Genomic DNA, 15,790 nt, shown 5'->3' on the forward strand with positions numbered 1-15,790 from the left:
GCACGGGCGAATGCGCAAGGGGGAAGGTTGCGAAGTTCACATCTACCGAGGCCTTACCGCCACAACGCCGACGCGAATTCACACAGCCACCGTCATGCCATGATTGCGGCCAACTGGCGCCGCGTTCGGGGCGGAGAAATCGCGCCGTCAACAATCCCTGAGGATTCGGACCGTGATCAAGTCAGCCCTTGTCGCCATGACCATCGTCGGCTGCGACTGCGATGCCAAGCTCTGCGAATATATCGGCGAGACGCCGGCGCAATGGACTTCGGTCGCCGATTGCGAGGCGGCGATGAAGAGCCGCATCCTGCGCGAAGGCAATCACGACTACCCGCTGGTGACCGGCATCTGCCGCACCACCGTCTTTGCCGAACCGCAGCTTGCTTCGGCTCCGGCCACGCCGGCCCAGCCTGAAATCCAGCCCGCCGCCTATTCCGGCATCGTCGAGGGCGGCGAGTCCGCACTTTACCGCACCACGAATGGCTATGCGCTGGTCCGCTCCGGCCTCGGCCACGCCGCGGGCGGCACGCTGGCTGCCGCCAGGCGCTCGACCAACTGGCTGGCGGAAAAGTTTCCGATCGCTTTCTGACGCGTCAACGCTTCGGAAAAGAATGGCCTGGGAAAAAGAATGGCCGACCCGCGAACGGGCCGGCCAAAGGTAGCTTGGAAGGGTGTCGAGAATGTCGCGCGCCGGTGGCGAATGGGGGGCAGCAAGGCGCGCCTTCGCGAAGCGGCCTCAGGAGGCCTTTTCGATCGCGGTCACGGCACCGGTGGTATCGTCCACGGTCACCTTCACCTTGGCGCCTGCGGCCAGTTCGTCGACCTTGATGGTTTCGGGGATGACATAGACCTTGCCGTCTTCCAGCGTGATGGAGCGCGTCGCCGGGTCGACCGACTGCACGGTGCCTTCGATGTCGGCGGCATAGGCGGCGCCGATGAAGGCAAACGAAGCGACGGCCGTTGCAAGAAACTTGTTCATGTCTGGTACTCCGGTTCTGTCTCGTCCTCGCGGGCTTCACCCTCTCAGCAATGCCCGCCGAACGACCTGGAGATTGACCGCGGGGCCGGCCGGACGCAAATCACGTTGCGTGAAATTACTGAATAGAATCAGCGGCTTATTTCTGCCATATTCGAAGGCAGCCTGCGTTGTTTCAGGTGATTTGTTGTCCTCGCATCAGCACGCATCGCCTTGATGGCCATGGCGTGGAGACCGTCACATCAGCGTCATCGCAGGGCCATCCCATGGCCGGATTGTTGGGCGGCCGATCACAAAACGCCGGATAATCCATCGCCATGGACGAAACCGCCGCGACGTTTTGCACCGCCGTTTCGTTGGGCCAGCCCGGCGCCTCCGCTTCACAGCCGCCCGCCGATCTGGCATAGCTTGGGCAGCGCATCTTGTGCTTTTCGAAAGCTCCCGCCTTGAACCCCCTATTCGAAATCGTCGGCGCCACCGCCGCCATCCTGACCACGCTTGCCTGGCTTCCGCAGATCATGAAGATCCTGCGCGAACGCAAGACCAGCGACATCTCGCTCGGCACCAACGCGGCGCTCGCCACCGGCATATCCCTGTGGATCGTCTATGGCGTGGCGCTCGGCTCGCTGCCGGTGATCCTGTCCAACTCGATCACGCTGGTCTTCATCCTCGCCATCGTCGGGCTGAAGCTGCGTTTCGGCTAACGCGGACGAGGGCTCAGGTACCGATCTTGCGCACCAGCGCGGCGGTCGCCAGGATCGTCGCGATGTCGGTGATCATCGGCTCGACATGGGCCTTGTAGTCGAGCGCGACAGTCGAGGCCGGCAGCTCGAAGAACTCCTTCTTGTGCGGCAAGAGCAGGAAGCCGTCGCCCTCGACAAGCGCGATCCGCGCCGGCTCGCCCGGCCAGGCCTCCTTGAGCCAGTCCAGCGCCTGCGCCATCTGTCCCGAGACCAGCGGCTGCGCCGCCTCGACGTTGTCGGTGCGAAAGTCATAGGCCTTGTCGAGTTCGCCCCCTGACGCGATTTCCTGCAGCCCGCCGCCGAACATCTCGCGGAAGAAGCCCATCACCGTGTTGGTCTTCAGCGTCGCCACCAGCGTGCCCGGAAACGGCTTTGCCATGTCGAAGGCCACGATGATGCCGTCGAACAAGTGGACGTCGGACTTCTCCACCCGGCGCGACAGGGCTGTCTCGTAGAGCTCGAACGAAAAGCCCTCATACGTGCCCGAGACGATGTCGTCGAAATGGCTGTCGTCGTAGTCGCCGATGGTCTCGCGTGGCAGCCGCCCGAAGCTCCGGGGCGTCTCGCCTTTCGCCAGCCGCATGTCGCCGACGAACCCGAACGCGATCGGCAGAAGCTTTTCGCGCAACGACGCCTGCAGGTCGCCTGCCGGCTTCGCCGCGCGGAAATAGACGAAGAACGAGACGAGGAAGGCAGCCGCGTAGAGATAGAGATGCGGCGTCGACACCCAGACCTCGGCTGGGTCGGCGGCAAGATTGAACACGACCGCGAGCACGGCGATTGCCAGCACCAGCAGGCCGAGGAACAGCGGCACGCGCCACAGCACCGAGCGTTTGGCGGCCTTGCGCCGCGCCTCGTAGGCGTCGATGTCCCGCCTTATGCCGGCGATGACAGCTTCGTCGGGCATGAAACCGGCTGCGCTCATAAGTGCCCCCAAGCAGCGACTCGCCAAATCCCGCCAGACGCAAGCGACGCCGCATTTCGATGCGCCGGCTGCGTGGCTACCCGGCGGCTTGCGGAATGATAGCGGCTTTTCGGCAAATGTCGCGGTGGAAACAAGGAGATGGCGCGACGAGCGGAATCAGCTTGTGAGCCCCGTTCGGCCATCGCCGCAGACCGCAGCCCAGCGTCCTCGTGCCCGTTCGCCGAGTGAGCCTTGGACCTTGTCCAGCGGCACCAGCCGCTCCCGGTCTCCGTCGCGCAGCCGCATGAAGGGCACGAGCCGGTAGCTGGCGATCCGGCCGCGCGTCGCGGCATCGGCACTGACATCGGCAACGAGGATCGCTCCGACCCGCCCCGGCCAAGGCTGGCGCGCGAATGCGGTGCCGAGAAAGTCGCCCAGCCCGTAGGCGACGAGGGTTTGGCCGACCTGGGCCATCGGCTGCACGACATGGGCATGATGCCCGGCCACCAGGCCGACGCCAAGCGCGGCCAGCCGTTGCGCCCAGGCCTTTGTTTGGTCGCGCGGAAAGTGCCGGAACTCCCAGTCCCAGTGCGGCACCGCGCACGTCAGGTCGACGCCTTGCGCGCCCGGCAATCCATCCCGGCTGCCGGCGAAAAAATCCTCCGTCATCGCCACCCGGCCGGCAAAATCCGCCGCTGCCGCGTTGCGCCATTGCGTGAATGCGACAAGACCGAGCACCAACGGTCCGACGCCCATCCTGGTCACGGCGGTCGACGTGCCGATCGTCGCGATGCCAAGTGCGGCCAGGGCCGACAGTGTCTCGTCGAAGCCTGCGATCCCCTGGTCGAGCACGTGGTTGTTGGCGAGGGACAGCACCAGCCGCCCCGGCGCGATCCCGGTCGCCTCAAGCGCGCCGGCCAGGAAGGCCCGCGTCATGGCGTGGTGCGTGCCGATCCGGGTGCCGAACCGGGCGCTCGGCCGCGCGACGAGGGGGCTTTCGCAATTGCCGACCACGAGGTCGGCGGAAGCGAACAGCGCCTTCAAGTCTTCATCGCAGGCGGGTGGCTGCCTGTTGGCGACGGCCGAGATATCGCCGACGAACGCCAGCCGCACGCTCTTTTCCGGCCTGGGCAACAGCGCCGCCTCGGCAGGCGCAGGCGCCGATACACCGCCGCGCAGCGACGGCTTGAGAAACCGGGCCGGCCACGAGATCTTGTAGGAGAAAGGGTAATTGCTGGACACGCGTCGCCCGAAATTGGTCGCAGGCACCCTACCAGCAAATCATTGCGCGCGGCTGGCGCGACGCCGCTGCCCCCGGCTATTTTTGCGGAAGCTTCTTTCCGGCGCGTTCGATGGCCTGGCGGTAGACCGTGTCTATTTCCGGCACGATCGCCTGCGGCGCCAGATGGTCGGCGATGGTCTGCCTGGCGGCAATTCCGACGGTCCGGCGCAATGCCGCGTCGCCGGCAAGCATGGACGCGGTTTCGGTCATGCGTTCCCTTTCGCCATGCGAGAAGACCCAGCCATTGACGCCGTTGCGCAGCAATGCCGCGGAGTAGCCGACATCCACGGACAGCACCGGCAACGCACTGGCCATCGCCTCCAGCGTGGCGATCGGGCCCTCCTCCATCTTCGACGTGCAGAGATAGACGTCCATGGCGTGCAGCAGCCGGGTCGCATCCTGCCGTTCGCCGGACATATGCAGGCGTCCCTGGATCTGCGGATCGGCGGCGGCGGCGCTCCATTCAGCATCACCGGCGATGTGGCGCGTGCTGCCGACGAGCAGCAGTTCGGCATCGATGCCTCGCCCGACCAGGCCTTTGAGCATCCGCACCATGTCGATCTGGTTCTTGCGCGCGTCGATCTCGCCGACCGAACCAATGACGAAGGATGAAGGCTTGAGCCCCAGCTTCGCCCGCGCGGCGCTTTGGCTCGCTGGGGTGGCCGCCTCCACCGTGCCGACGTCGAACATATGTCGCACCAGATGCATGTTCCGCCGCCGCACCAGCCAGTGCGACAGATAGTAGTCGGCGGTCTGCTGGCTCGGCGCGATCACCGCATGGGCAAACAGCCATGGCAGCTGGAACTGGCGGGTATGTGCGGTCATGACGATGGGCGTGCCGGCGGCGCACCGGAACACCAGGCCGAACTTGTTGCCCCGGCTGCCATGGGTATGGACCACGTCCACGCCCCAGTCGCGCGCGGCGTAGCCGACACGGCGCAGTTCGGCCGGAGCGGTGGCAAAGCCCGAGCCCATCTTTTCGAGCGGGCCGTCGAATTTCTGACGTTCGATCCACGAGTTCTGCGAATGCACCAGCATCACGTCATGGCCGGCATCGAGTTGCGCCTGGATCAGCGTCTTCGAACTGGTCGCGACACCGTTCAGCCCGGCATGAGTCACCAGATGCGTGATCCTCATCGGTGCATTTCCGTGGGTGCTGTGCTTGCGGACAGATGCGTGTCGGTGACCACGAAGATCGACGCCCTTGGTTTGCAGATGGCTGGCCGGACGCCATATCGGCCAATTGACGCAACGGCAAGTGCGGCAGCGCAACCGCCGTGACTGCGCCCGGCAGGCGTCGCGCCCGGCACCTCACGCCTATTGCCCAGGCATAAAGGATAAACGCATCAGTATACTGGCATGCGGCAACACAGAATGTAGTTTGGGTCGTTTCGAAATGAATTTCGGTCTGGAGGGCTGCCCATGATATTTCGAAGACTTGCTGCCACCGGCGCCATTCTGGCCGCGATGACGGCACTGCCGGCAGCGGCGCTCGCCGCCGACGCCTACACCACCGGCAACGTCAATGTGCGCAGCGGCCCCGGCACCGGCTATGCCAGGATCGGCATGCTCGACGAAGGCACCCGCGTCGACCTGCGCGGCTGCGAGGGCAACTGGTGCAACGTCTACGGGTCCCGGCTGAGAGGCTGGGTCTCGGCCAATTACCTCTCCGACTATGTCGGCCGCCCGCCGGCGGTCGTGGTGGCGCCGACCATCGTCGTGCGGCCGCCGCATTACCGACCACCGCACTGGAACCGGCCTCCCAAGCCACGGCCGCCAAGGCCTCGCCCGCCTGGCGCCCATTGCAAGATCGCCCCAGGCTTCCCCTGCCCGCGCTGACGACTTCCTGACAGCCTGATGTCAGGAGCACGAGAGGTCGCGGTCGCCGGTCCGGCATTCCGGCGCCCGTGCCCTTTCCATTTCCGCGGACTCTGCCCATATTCGTGCAATGGCCAAATCTGCTGACAAGAAATCGCCCGCCTCGGGGGCCGACGATCGTGCCGCTCCGCGCAAGCGCGGCGGCAATGGCGTGACCGATTTTCTGCACGCGTCCGAACCGCTGCATCGTCCCGGCTTCGGCGAAGCGCCGCAGGCCGAGCTTTCCGGTGCGCCGCTGTCCGGGTCGATTTCCGACTGGGCCGAGGAGATCGCCCGCGAGGCGGAGAAGCCGCAGCCAAAGGCCAAGAAGATTCCCGAAAAGAGCTCGGCACCCACACGCTCGTCGCGCGGCACCTCGATGGGCGGCGCTGCTTCGGCCAAGGATCGCGCCGCCGCCGGCCTCAATCCGGTCGCCGGCCTCGACATCTCCCTCGAGGACGCAGCCTCGCTGTCCAATTCCGGCGTCACCGCGACGGTGGCGGCCCTTTCAGCGCTGATCGAGAGCGGCAACCCGCTGCACAAGGGCGGCGAGATCTGGGTTCCGCACCGTCCGGCCCGGCCGGAAAAGTCGGAAGGCGGCATCGAGATCGTCATGCAGTCGGAATTCGAGCCGGCCGGCGACCAGCCGACCGCCATCAAAGACCTCGTCGAGGGCGTCGGCTCGGCCGAGCGCACCCAGGTGCTGCTCGGCGTCACCGGCTCGGGCAAGACCTTCACCATGGCCAAGGTGATCGAGCAGACGCAGCGCCCAGCGCTGATCCTGGCGCCCAACAAGACGCTGGCCGCCCAGCTCTATTCCGAGTTCAAGAAGTTCTTCCCCGACAACGCCGTCGAGTATTTCGTCTCCTATTACGACTACTACCAGCCCGAGGCCTACGTTCCGCGCACCGACACCTATATCGAGAAGGAATCGACAATCAACGAGCAGATCGACCGCATGCGCCACTCGGCGACGCGCTCCCTGCTCGAACGCGACGACGTCATCATCGTCGCCTCGGTCTCCTGCATCTACGGTATCGGCTCGGTCGAAACCTATACGGCGATGACCTTCCAGATGGCGGTCGGCGACCGGCTCGATCAGCGCCAATTGCTCGCCGACCTCGTCGCCCAGCAGTACAAGCGCCAGGACATCAACTTCGTCCGCGGCTCGTTCCGCGTCCGCGGCGACACCATCGAAATCTTCCCGGCCCACCTGGAAGACTCGGCCTGGCGCATTTCGCTGTTCGGCGACGAAATCGAGCAGATCACCGAATTCGATCCGCTCACCGGCCAAAAGACCGGCGACCTGAAGAGCGTAAAAATCTACGCCAACTCGCACTATGTGACGCCGCGCCCGACCTTGAATCAGGCCATCAAGTCGATCAAGGAAGAGCTGCAGCATCGCCTGCAAGAACTTGAAAAGGCTGGACGCCTGCTCGAGGCCCAGCGGCTGGAGCAGCGCACCCGCTTCGACCTCGAGATGCTTGAAGCCACCGGCTCCTGCGCCGGCATCGAAAACTATTCGCGCTATCTCACCGGGCGCCGCCCCGGCGATCCGCCACCGACGCTGTTCGAATACATCCCCGACAACGCGCTGGTCTTCATCGACGAAAGCCACGTCACCGTGCCCCAGATCGGCGGCATGTACCGCGGCGACTTCAGGCGCAAGGCAACGCTGGCCGAATACGGCTTCCGCCTGCCCTCCTGCATGGACAACCGGCCGCTGCGCTTCGAGGAGTGGGACGCCATGCGCCCGCTTTCGGTCGCGGTCTCGGCGACCCCAGGCAATTGGGAGATGGAAGAGGCCGGCGGCGTGTTCGCCGAACAGGTCATCCGCCCGACCGGCCTGATCGACCCGCCCGTCGAGGTCCGTCCGGCGAAAACCCAGGTCGACGACGTCGTCGGCGAGATCCGCGCCACCACCCAGGCCGGCTACCGCACGCTGGTCACGGTGCTGACCAAGCGCATGGCCGAGGACCTGACCGAATATCTGCATGAGCACGGCGTCCGGGTCCGCTACATGCACTCCGACATCGACACGCTGGAACGCATCGAGATCCTCCGCGACCTCCGGCTTGGCGCCTTCGACGTGCTGGTCGGCATCAACCTCCTGCGCGAAGGCCTCGACATTCCTGAATGCGGTTTCGTCGCCATCCTCGATGCCGACAAGGAAGGTTTCCTGCGTTCCGAGACGTCGCTGATCCAGACCATCGGCCGTGCGGCGCGCAACGTCGACGGCAAGGTCATCCTCTACGCCGACCAGATCACCGGCTCGATGGAACGCGCCATGGCCGAGACGACGCGCCGCCGCGAAAAGCAGATGGTGTGGAACGAGGCCAACGGCATCACCCCGGAAAGCGTCAAGTCGCGCATCTCCGACATCCTCGAATCCGTCTACGAGAAGGACCACGTCCGCGCCGACATCTCGCAGTTCACCGACAATGCCGGTGCGATGATGGGCAACAATCTCAAGGCGCATCTCGATGCGCTGGACAAGCAGATGCGCAACGCCGCCACCGATCTCGATTTCGAGAAGGCAGCCCGCATCCGCGACGAGATCAAGCGCCTGCGCGAGATGGAACTGGCCATCTCGGACGACCCGATGTCCAAATATGCCGACATGGAAAGCCCGGCGTCGGGCCGCGAGAAGGGCAAGCACAACAAGGGCGTGGCCAAGCACCGCACGGCTGAGGAACAGGAGCGCTTCCGCAAGCTCGACGAGGCGCGTGCCGCCGAAGAGGCTGCCAAGGCTGCCCGGCCCAACATGTTCCGCAAGCCGGACCTCGACGAAATGGGCGCCGACGGCACCAAGCCCGCCGGCAAGTCGCTGTTTGCCAAGCCCCATATCGACGACATGGGCCCGGGCACCGACATGACGACGCCGGCAGGCGCGGTCTCGCGCTCGCTGTTCAAGAAGCAGTCGGCCGCCGAAGCCCACGGTTCCGACTACGGCGTTCCCGACGACGGCAAATCGCTGTTCCGCAAGAACGACCTCGACGAGATGACGGTGCGCCGCACCGAAAAGCCGGTCGAAGGCGTCAAGCCGATCAAGCGCGCCAAGATCGGCGCGGGGTCCTACGAAGATCCCGCAGAGGCCGCGCGGGCAAGGAAGAAGCCGGGCAAATCGGGACGGCCGGGACAGTAGACCCTGGCTGCAGCTTGACTGCTGACTGGCCGATCGGACGGAAATGCGGTAGGTTACATGTAACCAGAGAGGTTTGGCATGCCGCCCGCATCGTCCCCAAAGCCATCCCGCGAGAAGGTGCGAGAGCACCGTGAACGCCTGCGTCGGCAAGGTTTGCGTCCCATCCAGATATGGGTACCGGACACGCGTGCGCCCTCTTTCCGGCCTGAGGCGCATCGCCAGTCGCTGGCGGTAGCAGCTGGCGTCGATGCCTTCGACGACCAGGCCTTCATCGATTCCATCTCTGAATGGGATGAGGAATGAGGCGCGGTGACATCTGGATTGTCTCAGGCGGCAAAGACTACGCAAGCAAGCCACGTCCAGTTGTCATCGTTCAAGACGACAATTTCGATGCAACCGAATCCATTACCGTTTGTGCGTTTACAACGGATCCGACTGACGCCCCCTTGTTCCGCTTGCTCATCGTACCGAGCGAGCAGAACGGTCTCCGCATTGCCTCGCGACTGATGGTCGACAAGATCACGACCGTGCCAAAATCCAAGTTAGGGGCGCATGTCGGGCGGTTGAACGACGAGGATATCTTGCGTCTCAATCGGGCCGCCCTCGTATTCCTCGGGCTGGTGGCTTCCCCGCGGCCGACACAAGAGCCTTGAGAACTCACGGCCAACAGATCGCCGTTCTGCTGACGCCCCGCCCCTATGACATTCCTATAACATCGGCCTGATCCTGCTCTCGAATTCCGACGCGGCGGCGGACTATCTGTTTGTCATCATGAAGCCGGAAACATCCAACGCGCTGGTCGGCCGTCTTGCCGAGATCAGGGTTCTCCGCGAGCACCATGTCTGGGACGCGGCCGAGATTGTCGGCCTCGACCGTTCCGGCGACAGGTCGCAACCCCGATACCGGAAATTCCGGGTCCTGATGGAGGCCGATGCACTGGTCGATGCCGTGCTGCATCTCGCAGCGACGGCCATCCCACCGCGCCTGCTCCAGGCCTCCGCACACGGAGAGCGCTGGATCTGCTCGGCCCGCGTCGTGTCCGGCCGACGCTCCCGCAAGGCCGAACATGCCGATCTCGCGGCGGCGATGCTTGCCTCGCTGCTTCTGACCTTCCCGTCTCGCCGCGCGCCCGGCCGCCGCAGGATCAACCCCACGCGCCACGCCAACGAGGTCCATCGCCATGACCATTGACCCGATCCGCGCACGCATCTCGGGCGCTCTCACCGCCCTCGTCACACCGTTCCGGGACGGCGAAGTCGACCTCAAGAGCCTCGCAGCCCTCGTCGATTGGCAGATCGCCGAAGGCATCGACGGCCTTGTCGTCTGCGGAACGACGGGCGAGGCCCCGACCTTGTCCTGGCACGAGCGCATCCTGGTCATTCGCAAGACGGTCCAGGTCGCCGCCGGACGCGTGCCGGTGATCGTCGGCACCGGTACCAACAGCACGGAATCGACCATTGCCTTCACCGCTGCCGCCCGCGACTTCGGCGCCGACGCCGCCCTCGTCGTCACGCCCTACTACAACAAGCCGAGCCAGTCCGGCATGGTCAGGCATTTCGAGACTGTTGCCGCCAAGGTCGAACTGCCGATCCTCGTCTACAACGTCCCCTCGCGCACCGGCGTCGACCTCGCGCCCGCCACCATCAAACGCCTGGCGGCGATCCCCGGCATCGTCGGTTTCAAGGACGCCACCGGCGATCTGCCGCGCATCATGACGCTTGCCCGTAACCATGGCGACCGGTTCATCTGGCTGTCGGGGCACGATGCCACCGCTTTCGGCTACAACACCATGGGCGGCAACGGCACCGTCTCGGTGGTCGCCAACATCGCGCCCCGCCTTTGCGCGGAGATGCACGCGGCCTGCCGGCGCGGCGACCCTCATGCGGCGCGTTCTCTCCACAACCGCCTGCGCCCGCTCATCGCCGCGCTCGAACTCGAAACCAATCCTGTGCCGGTCAAACATGCGCTCCATCTCCTTGGCCGCACGCGGCCCGACGTCCGCCTGCCGCTGGTCGAGGTCGAACCCGAGACGGCCTCGGCGATCGGCGACGCCTTGCAGGCGTTCGACGACCGCTGGACGGAAGGCATCTCCGGCGCCGCCCGGGCAGCCGGCACGATGGGCCCGGCGGCTGTCACAGGCGGCAGTCACCGCACCCGCATCTGAAGAAAGGCAAGACATCATGGGCACATTGGCTCGCGACATCCATCCCGTCCCCACGCCGCATCGCTTCATGGTCGGCCGCGATCCCCAGGGCCATTGGGTGGTCAGCGACGAGCAGGGACTGGTCGGCGGCATCTTTGCCGACAAGGAAGCGGCGGTCCGTTTCGCGCTGGCCGAAAGCGACCATCTGCCCGGCGCTGTCTTCTGCGCGCCCATCGACGTCACGCTCGATCTCAACCCGCTTTCGGGCCACGGCGCGACCGCTCGCGGCGACCGCCACTAGACGTGGCGCCGTGGCCGTTCGGACTCGTCTAGCTCCAATTGACGAATTCACGCGGCCAGCCGCGCCATGTTCAAATGGCGTTTTGGTGCCACGCAAAGGAGCATCTGCAATGGCAAGGTTCCAGCGCTTCGCCGCGACCGCGATTTTCGCAGGCACGGCCCTCATTTTCTCCCCCGCCGCGGCCGGCCCGCTTGCCGTGCCAGGCCCAGCCATGACGCCGGCTGCCGCTATCGGCACGCCGATCCTGATCGGCAGCAGGTCGGTGACGGTCTCCAAATCGACCAGCAAATCGAGTTCGCGCTCCAGGAGCTGCTCCAACGGCAGTTGCACCACCGACAGCGATTCCCAGAGCAACTCCGGCACCAGCTCGTCGACCAGCACCTCGACGAGCACCAGTTCGTCGAGCAATTCCAACTCGAATTCCTCGAACTGACCTTGTGCGCAACTCTGCCTCGGCGCTCCGGCGCTCGACGCGCCGGCGCAACGTTCCGATGAAGCGCAAAAAATGTCGGGCCGAGATGTCGGCTCCGACCAGCTTCGTTCGTCTTCAGTGCAGGGGATCGAACCGCCGTGGGCGACACGCACCCGGTTCGATGCCTGAACAGCCGCGCCGCGCGCTTTCGCCGGCTGCAGCGGCCATCAACGAACGGAGACAGACATGCCCGACAGCACTGCACAGAACGCCCAGCAGTCCGCCCCGCCGGTACTCGGCGGCCTGATCGCCTACCTCCAGGTCGACGGCGCCAACAAGGCGGCCAAGTTTTACGAGCGCGCCTTCGGCGCCGAGACGGCCTTCGCCATCCCGCCGGACGAGCAGGGCCGGACGATGCACGTCCACCTCTACGTCAACGGCTCGTCGATGATGCTCTGCGACGCCTACCCCGAGCACGGCCACCCCCACGAGAAGGCGCAGGGCTATACCATGCAGCTCATCCTCGGCGACGACATCGACGCCTGGTGGAAACGCGCTGTCGACGCCGGCTGCGAGGTCGTGGTGCCGCTCGACGTGATGTTCTGGGGCGACCGCTGGGGCCAGTTGCGCGATCCCTTCGGCGTTGCCTGGGCGATGAACGCGCCGGTCAAGAAATAGCAGCCCCGAAAGCTGCGAGGCCCGTCCGCCCCGGCGGGCGGGCTCTCACGCCAGCGGCACGGTCAGCCCGGCCTTGACCCTGTCCATCGCCACCAGCGTGCGGAACCGCCTGATGTTGGGATTGGCGAAGAACAGCCGCCGCGTCAGCGCCTCGTATTCGGCCATGCTTACCACCGTGACCACCAGCACGAAATCGGCCTCGCCGGTGACGTAATAGCACTGCTGGACCTCGGGAGCGGTGGCGAAGCTCGCCTTTGCCGCATCGAGCAGGTCGACGCGCTCGCTCTCCACCGCAATCTCGACGATGACGGTGATCGGCCGCCCGACCTTGTCGGGGTCGACCACAGCGACATTGGCGGCAATGACCCCGCTTTCCTCCATGCGCCTGATGCGCCGCTGCACCGCCGGCGCCGACAGGTTGACCGCCTTGCCGATCTCGCGCTGCGGCGTGGCATTGTCGCGTTGGAGAATGGCCAGGATCTTCAAATCGAAGTCGTCGAGACCGCCGCTTGGCATTGCCTGCCTGTTCATGCCCCCTCGCGATACAAACTTGCGCCAACTGAGCCGGAATAGAGCGCTTTTCTCGCCGACGCTGCAATATAAATGCGCCGAACGAGGAGTCACCGACCATGCTTATCCGCAACCAGCATCCCGACTACGGCACGCCGCTCGAGCCGACCGACGCTGAAACCCTCGGCATCGAAGCTGCCGAGGCCGTCGAGCGCTTCCTGTCGCACCGACCGAACCACAAGCCGACGCCGCTGCGGTCGCTGCCGGCTCTTGCGGATCAGCTCGGCCTTGGCGCCATCCATCTCAAGGACGAAGGCTATCGCCTCGGCCTCGGCAGCTTCAAGGCGCTCGGCGGTGCCTATGCTGTCATCCGCCTGGTGCTGGAGGAGGCGCAAAGGCAGCTCGGCCGCACGGTGGGCATGGACGACCTGCACAACCCGGAGGTGGCGAAAATCTCAGCCTCCATGACTTTCGGCTGCGCCACAGACGGCAACCATGGCCGCTCGGTCGCGCAAGGGGCGCAGCTGGTCGGTGCCCGTTCGGTGATCTTCATCCATGGCGGCGTCAGCGACGCGCGCGTCGCCGCCATCGCCCGCTACGGCGCCGAGATGGTGCGTGTCGCCGGCACCTATGACGATTCGGTCGCCGAGGCCGCGAGGGTCTGCGCCGAAAGAGGCTGGACAGTCGTATCCGACACGTCGTGGCCCGGCTACGAGCGCATCCCCGGCCTGGTCATGCAGGGCTACACGGCGATCATGCGCGAGGCGCTGGAGAAGCTGCCACAGCCGCCGACCCATGTCTTCGTCCAGTCCGGCGTCGGCGGTATCGCTGCTGCGGCCGCCGCCTACCTTTCGATCCGCTTCGGCGAAAAGCGCCCGAACTTCGTCGTCGTCGATCCGGCCCGCGCCGCCTGCATCTTCGAGACCGCGCGCACCGGCCGGCCGGTCAAGCTCGCCCATGGCGAGCCGACGGTCATGGCGATGCTCGAATGCTACGAGCCCTCGCCGCTTGCCTGGCGCATCCTGTCGCGTGTCGCCGACGCCTTCATGACCGTCGAGGACGAAACCGCTGTCGAGGTCATGAACCGCCTGGCCCGTCCGCTCGGCCACGACCCGGTGGTGGTCGCGGGCGAAAGCGGCGGCGCCGGCCTGGCCGGCCTGTTCACCGCCGCGCGCGACCCGGAAATGCGCGCCATGATCGGCCTCGATGCCACATCGCGCGTGCTGCTGGTGGTCACCGAAGGCGCAACCGACCCCGACCGCTACCGTGAACTCGTCGGCCTGCCGCCTGCCGACCTCGCCAGCGTCGCCATCGAGGGCAAGTGACGGACCTCACCTTCCCTCTTGGCGGGAGAAGGTGAACCAATTCCCGCCATGCTGGTGTAATGTCCGGACCGTATCAGCCGACATCCGCACCTGGCATGAGGGCCACCAATGACCGTCTCTGTTCCCGTGGAAGCTTCGTCCGGCGCGCAGTTTCCATCCGATGCCGAGATCAGGCGCATCCTCGCCGAGCGCATCGACCAGCAGCGCCAGAGCCTCGGCATCGTCGTCGGCACCTTCGGCGCGGCGGGGCGCCGCGTCATTGCCCATGGCCAATTCGGCGCCTTCCATGCCCGGCCGGTCGACGGCGACACCGTCTTCGAGATCGGCTCGATCACCAAGGTGTTCACCACGCTGCTGCTGGCCGACATGGCCGGGCGCGGCGAGGTCGGGCTCGACGATCCGGTCGCCGGCTACCTGCCGGCAGGCGTCACCGTGCCGGAATGCGGCGGCCGGCAGATCACCCTTGTCGACCTGGCGACGCATATGTCGGGACTGCCCCGCCTGCCCGACAACTTCGATCCCGCCGACCCCGAAAATCCCTATGCCGACTACACCGTCGAGCAGCTCTACGCGTTCCTGTCCGGCTATGACCTGCCCCGCGACATCGGCAGCCAGTTCGAATATTCGAACCTTGCGATGGGCCTACTGGGGCATGCGCTGGCGCTGCGCGCCGGCACCGACTACGGGTCCCTGCTGCGGGAGCGCATCCTTGCGCCGCTCGGCATGTCGTCGACGGCGGATGCCGTCCATGGCGACATGAAGAACCGGCTGGCCAACGGTCATGACGACACGCTCGCCCCCGTCTCCTGCTGGGACCTGCCGACGCTGGCCGGTGCCGGCGCACTTCTGTCGACAGCCAACGACCTGCTGAATTTTCTCGAGATGCTGCTCGGTGCGCGCGCCTCGCCGCTGTCCGCTGCGCTCGCCACCACCCTGGCGACGCGCCGTCCGACCGGCCACGGCAACGACGAGACCGGGCTCGGCTGGGTCATTTCCGGCAGCGGCGACGACCAGATGGTCTGGCACAATGGCGGCACCGGCGGCTTTCGGTCCTTCCTCGGCTTCCTGCCGGCCAAGGGCATGGGTATCGTTGCCCTGTCCAACACCTCGACCGAGGTCGGCGTCGACGATATCGGCGCCCACCTGCTCGATCCGGGCAACCCGCTCGCCCAGCCGCCCAAGGTGCGCGTTGCCGTGACCGTCGATCCGGCGATCTATGACGGTTATGTCGGCGAGTACCCATTGGCCCCCGACTTCGTGCTGACCGTTACGCGGGAAGACGACGGCCTGTTCGTCCAGGCGACCGGCCAGGGCAAGGCCGAGGTCTATCCGGAAAGCGAGGTGCATTTCTTCTACAAGATCGTCGATGCCCAGATCACCTTCGAGGCGGGCGCCGACGGCCGGGCCAAAGGCCTGACGCTGCACCAGAACGGCCGCGACATGCCGGCACCGCGTGCCTGACCGCCCGTGATGCAAAAAAGCCGCCCCGAGGGGCGGCTTTTCTGTGCCTTGGC

Annotated in this window: 17 protein-coding genes; 11 read left to right on the plus strand and 6 right to left on the minus strand. The window is 65.8% G+C overall.

Annotated elements, in window-relative coordinates; translation table 11 throughout:
* The first annotated feature begins 172 nt into the window (after positions 1-172).
* Positions 173-589 (plus strand): hypothetical protein, encoded by a 417-nt coding sequence (locus tag ASC75_RS02955; protein WP_055970384.1) that lies wholly within the window; start codon positions 173-175, stop codon positions 587-589.
* 147 nt (positions 590-736) lie between these two features.
* On the opposite strand, the gene ASC75_RS02960 is transcribed toward ASC75_RS02955, so the two are convergent.
* Positions 737-979: a DUF1344 domain-containing protein gene (locus ASC75_RS02960; RefSeq protein ID WP_055970386.1), complete on the minus strand. Its 243-nt coding sequence runs from the start codon at positions 977-979 to the stop codon at positions 737-739.
* A 443-nt stretch (positions 980-1,422) separates the two neighbouring features.
* On the opposite strand from ASC75_RS02960, the gene ASC75_RS02965 reads away from it, so the two are divergent.
* Entirely contained in the window at positions 1,423-1,680 is a 258-nt protein-coding gene (locus tag ASC75_RS02965; protein ID WP_055970388.1) for a SemiSWEET transporter, read from the plus strand.
* Between the two features lie 13 nt (positions 1,681-1,693).
* On the opposite strand, the gene ASC75_RS02970 is transcribed toward ASC75_RS02965, so the two are convergent.
* The 3 genes from ASC75_RS02970 to ASC75_RS02980 form a co-directional block, all read right to left on the minus strand.
* On the minus strand, positions 1,694-2,644 hold the full coding sequence (locus ASC75_RS02970) for a DUF3137 domain-containing protein (protein WP_055970390.1): 951 nt from the start codon (positions 2,642-2,644) through the stop codon (positions 1,694-1,696).
* A gap of 156 nt (positions 2,645-2,800) precedes the next feature.
* The gene (locus ASC75_RS02975; protein ID WP_055970392.1) at positions 2,801-3,892 is read right to left on the minus strand and encodes a CapA family protein; all 1,092 of its coding nucleotides are present in this window, start codon (positions 3,890-3,892) and stop codon (positions 2,801-2,803) included.
* A 49-nt stretch (positions 3,893-3,941) separates the two neighbouring features.
* Positions 3,942-5,042: a glycosyltransferase family 4 protein gene (locus tag ASC75_RS02980; RefSeq protein WP_055970393.1), complete on the minus strand. Its 1,101-nt coding sequence runs from the start codon at positions 5,040-5,042 to the stop codon at positions 3,942-3,944.
* A gap of 285 nt (positions 5,043-5,327) precedes the next feature.
* Here ASC75_RS02980 and ASC75_RS02985 point away from each other — a divergent pair, with 285 nt between their 5' ends.
* From ASC75_RS02985 to dapA, 6 genes are all read left to right on the plus strand, one after another.
* Complete coding sequence (locus tag ASC75_RS02985; RefSeq protein WP_055970395.1) at positions 5,328-5,744, plus strand: SH3 domain-containing protein; 417 nt, start codon at positions 5,328-5,330, stop codon at positions 5,742-5,744.
* 109 nt (positions 5,745-5,853) lie between these two features.
* Complete coding sequence (uvrB, locus tag ASC75_RS02990) at positions 5,854-8,907, plus strand: excinuclease ABC subunit UvrB (protein WP_055970397.1); 3,054 nt, start codon at positions 5,854-5,856, stop codon at positions 8,905-8,907.
* Between the two features lie 78 nt (positions 8,908-8,985).
* On the plus strand, positions 8,986-9,210 hold the full coding sequence (locus ASC75_RS25075) for an antitoxin MazE family protein (protein WP_082496366.1): 225 nt from the start codon (positions 8,986-8,988) through the stop codon (positions 9,208-9,210).
* On the plus strand, positions 9,207-9,560 hold the full coding sequence (locus ASC75_RS02995; RefSeq protein ID WP_055970399.1) for a type II toxin-antitoxin system PemK/MazF family toxin: 354 nt from the start codon (positions 9,207-9,209) through the stop codon (positions 9,558-9,560). The genes ASC75_RS25075 and ASC75_RS02995 overlap by 4 nt, the downstream gene beginning before the upstream one ends.
* 118 nt (positions 9,561-9,678) lie before the next feature.
* Positions 9,679-10,098, plus strand: coding sequence for a hypothetical protein (locus ASC75_RS03000; protein WP_055970401.1), 420 nt, complete (start codon positions 9,679-9,681; stop codon positions 10,096-10,098).
* Positions 10,088-11,071 carry a 4-hydroxy-tetrahydrodipicolinate synthase gene (dapA, locus tag ASC75_RS03005; protein WP_082496367.1) on the plus strand — a complete coding sequence of 328 codons (984 nt, stop codon included), beginning with the start codon at positions 10,088-10,090 and terminating at the stop codon, positions 11,069-11,071. The genes ASC75_RS03000 and dapA overlap by 11 nt, the downstream gene beginning before the upstream one ends.
* Here the strand turns inward: dapA and ASC75_RS25810 are convergent.
* Positions 11,040-11,765: a hypothetical protein gene (locus ASC75_RS25810; RefSeq protein ID WP_156381077.1), complete on the minus strand. Its 726-nt coding sequence runs from the start codon at positions 11,763-11,765 to the stop codon at positions 11,040-11,042. The genes dapA and ASC75_RS25810 overlap by 32 nt on opposite strands.
* 244 nt (positions 11,766-12,009) lie before the next feature.
* Between ASC75_RS25810 and ASC75_RS03020 the strand changes: the two genes are divergently transcribed.
* Entirely contained in the window at positions 12,010-12,441 is a 432-nt protein-coding gene (locus tag ASC75_RS03020; protein WP_055970406.1) for a VOC family protein, read from the plus strand.
* A 45-nt stretch (positions 12,442-12,486) separates the two neighbouring features.
* Here ASC75_RS03020 and ASC75_RS03025 read toward each other — a convergent pair whose 3' ends face one another.
* Positions 12,487-12,972 carry an Lrp/AsnC family transcriptional regulator gene (locus ASC75_RS03025; RefSeq protein ID WP_244487736.1) on the minus strand — a complete coding sequence of 162 codons (486 nt, stop codon included), beginning with the start codon at positions 12,970-12,972 and terminating at the stop codon, positions 12,487-12,489.
* Between the two features lie 98 nt (positions 12,973-13,070).
* Here ASC75_RS03025 and ASC75_RS03030 point away from each other — a divergent pair, with 98 nt between their 5' ends.
* Both ASC75_RS03030 and ASC75_RS03035 read left to right on the plus strand, forming a co-directional pair.
* Positions 13,071-14,276 (plus strand): diaminopropionate ammonia-lyase, encoded by a 1,206-nt coding sequence (locus ASC75_RS03030; protein WP_055970409.1) that lies wholly within the window; start codon positions 13,071-13,073, stop codon positions 14,274-14,276.
* Between the two features lie 108 nt (positions 14,277-14,384).
* Positions 14,385-15,737 carry a serine hydrolase gene (locus tag ASC75_RS03035; protein ID WP_055970410.1) on the plus strand — a complete coding sequence of 451 codons (1,353 nt, stop codon included), beginning with the start codon at positions 14,385-14,387 and terminating at the stop codon, positions 15,735-15,737.
* Positions 15,738-15,790 lie beyond the last annotated feature (53 nt).

Origin of the sequence: Aminobacter sp. DSM 101952 (assembly GCF_001424795.1) — a bacterium.
GTDB lineage: Bacteria > Pseudomonadota > Alphaproteobacteria > Rhizobiales > Rhizobiaceae > Aminobacter > Aminobacter aganoensis.